Annotated in this window: 1 rRNA gene; it reads left to right on the top strand. The window is 55.2% G+C overall.

Features of this window, described 5'->3' with window-relative positions:
* Positions 1-61 precede the first annotated feature (61 nt).
* Positions 62-3,202, top strand: a 23S ribosomal RNA gene (locus tag EU811_RS06545).
* Positions 3,203-3,272: the final 70 nt, after the last annotated feature.

Below are 3,272 nucleotides of genomic sequence, written 5' to 3' on the forward strand. Positions count from 1 at the left end.
TTGTGGTCGTGGTTCTCTCGAATAGATGATGCATGACCGGATGAGAGTCCGGTCTTTGTGTGGTCAAGTTTTTAAGGGCACACGGTGGATGCCTTGGCATTAGGAGCCGAAGAAGGACGTAGGAATCTGCGATAAGCCTGGGGGAGTTGATAACCGAGCGTTGATCCCAGGATGTCCGAATGGGGAAACCCCGCACAACGCTGTCATGGTGATTGTGTGACCCGCATCTGAACACATAGGGTGCGTGGGGGGAACGCGGGGAAGTGAAACATCTCAGTACCCGCAGGAAGAGAAAACAATAGTGATTCCGTTAGTAGTGGCGAGCGAACGCGGATCAGGCTAAACCGTTTCATGTGTGATAGCCGGCGGGCGTTGCATGGGCGGGGTTGTGGGACTTTCCGTTCTGGTTCTGCCGGACCAGTGAGGTGAGGTGCAGGCATAGGTGAACGGTCTTGAAAGGCCGGCCAGAGAGGGTGTGAGCCCCGTAACCGTAATGTTGTGCACGGCCTGGGGAGTATCCCAAGTAGCACGGGGCCCGAGAAATCCCGTGCGAATCTGTCAGGACCACCTGATAAGCCTAAATACTTCCTAATGACCGATAGCGGACCAGTACCGTGAGGGAAAGGTGAAAAGTACCCCGGGAGGGGAGTGAAACAGTACCTGAAACCGTGTGCTTACAATCCGTCGGAGCAGTCTTGTTACTGTGACGGCGTGCCTTTTGAAGAATGAGCCTGCGAGTTAGTGTTACGTCGCGAGGTTAACCCGTGTGGGGTAGCCGTAGCGAAAGCGAGTCTGAATAGGGCGAGTGTAGTGGCGTGATCTAGACCCGAAGCGGAGTGATCTACCCATGGCCAGGTTGAAGCGACGGTAAGACGTCGTGGAGGACCGAACCCACTTCAGTTGAAAATGGAGGGGATGAGCTGTGGGTAGGGGTGAAAGGCCAATCAAACTCCGTGATAGCTGGTTCTCCCCGAAATGCATTTAGGTGCAGCGTTGCGTGTTTCTTGCCGGAGGTAGAGCTACTGGATGGCCGATGGGCCCTACAAGGTTACTGACGTCAGCCAAACTCCGAATGCCGGTAAGTCAGAGCGCAGCAGTGAGACTGTGGGGGATAAGCTTCATAGTCGAGAGGGAAACAGCCCAGACCACCAACTAAGGCCCCTAAGCGTGTGCTAAGTGGGAAAGGATGTGGAGTTGCGAAGACAACCAGGAGGTTGGCTTAGAAGCAGCCATCCTTGAAAGAGTGCGTAATAGCTCACTGGTCAAGTGATTCCGCGCCGACAATGTAGCGGGGCTCAAGTACACCGCCGAAGTTGTGGATTTCACATATTGCCCTAGCCTTCGTGGTTCAGGGGTGTGGAGTGGTAGGGGAGCGTCGTGTGGGCAGTGAAGTCGCGGTGGAAACCAGCGGTGGAGCCTACACGAGTGAGAATGCAGGCATGAGTAGCGAAAGACGGGTGAGAAACCCGTCCGCCGAATGATCAAGGGTTCCAGGGTCAAGCTAATCTGCCCTGGGTAAGTCGGGACCTAAGGCGAGGCCGACAGGCGTAGTCGATGGACAACGGGTTGATATTCCCGTACCGGCGAAAAACCGTCCATGCCAAGCGGGGGATACTAACCGCCCGGAGCCTGCCCTATCACCCTTGTGGTGTGTGGGTTTTGGCCGAGCGCGGGATCTGATCCCGGGAGGTAAGCGTATTAACAGGTGTGACGCAGGAAGGTAGCCGGGCCGGGCGATGGTTGCCCCGGTCTAAGGATGTAGGGTCAGGGATAGGCAAATCCGTTCCTGTGTGTTTCGAGCACAATCCTGAGATCTGATGGGACCCCCGTTCGGGGGGATCCGGTGATCCTATGCTGCCAAGAAAAGCATCGACGCGAGGTTTTAGCCGCCCGTACCCCAAACCGACACAGGTGATCAGGTAGAGAATACCAAGGCGATCGAGAGAATTATGGTTAAGGAACTCGGCAAAATGCCCCCGTAACTTCGGGAGAAGGGGGGCCTGCCCCGTGATGGAGACTTGCTCTCCGTGAGCGGGTGTGGGCCGCAGAGACCAGGGGGAAGCGACTGTTTACTAAAAACACAGGTCCGTGCGAAGTCGCAAGACGATGTATACGGACTGACTCCTGCCCGGTGCTGGAAGGTTAAGAGGACCGGTTAGCCCTTACGGGCGAAGCTGAGAATTTAAGCCCCAGTAAACGGCGGTGGTAACTATAACCATCCTAAGGTAGCGAAATTCCTTGTCGGGTAAGTTCCGACCTGCACGAATGGAGTAACGACTTCCCCGCTGTCTCAACCATAAACTCGGCGAAATTGCAGTACGAGTAAAGATGCTCGTTACGCGCAGCAGGACGGAAAGACCCCGAGACCTTTACTATAGTTTGGTATTGGTGTTCGGAGTGGCTTGTGTAGGATAGGTGGGAGACGTTGAAACCCGGACGCCAGTTCGGGTGGAGTCATCGTTGAAATACCACTCTGGTCACTTTGGACATCTAACTTCGGCCCGTGATCCGGGTCAGGGACAGTGCCTGATGGGTAGTTTAACTGGGGCGGTTGCCTCCTAAAAAGTAACGGAGGCGCCCAAAGGTTCCCTCAGCCTGGTTGGCAATCAGGTGTCGAGTGTAAGTGCACAAGGGAGCTTGACTGTGAGAGAGACATCTCAAGCAGGGACGAAAGTCGGGACTAGTGATCCGGCGGTACATTGTGGAATGGCCGTCGCTCAACGGATAAAAGGTACCTCGGGGATAACAGGCTGATCTTGCCCAAGAGTCCATATCGACGGCATGGTTTGGCACCTCGATGTCGGCTCGTCGCATCCTGGGGCTGGAGTAGGTCCCAAGGGTTGGGCTGTTCGCCCATTAAAGCGGTACGCGAGCTGGGTTTAGAACGTCGTGAGACAGTTCGGTCCCTATCCGCTGCGCGCGCAGGAAATTTGAGAAGGGCTGTCCTTAGTACGAGAGGACCGGGACGGACGAACCTCTGGTGTGTCAGTTGTACTGCCAAGTGCATCGCTGATTAGCTACGTTCGGATGGGATAACCGCTGAAAGCATCTAAGCGGGAAGCTCGCTTCAAGATGAGATTTCCATACACATTATGTGTGAGAGGCCCCCAGCCAGACCACTGGGTTGATAGGCCGGATGTGGAAGCGAGGACTAAAGACTCGTGAAGCTGACCGGTACTAATAGGCCAACAACTTACACCACACAACACACACTGCACGCGTCCACTATGTGGTTCCCGAACAACAACCGTTCGAACCAGGAACCAACAACT

Source organism: Arthrobacter sp. TS-15 (genome assembly GCF_006964045.1).
Taxonomy (GTDB): Bacteria; Actinomycetota; Actinomycetes; order Actinomycetales; family Micrococcaceae; genus Arthrobacter.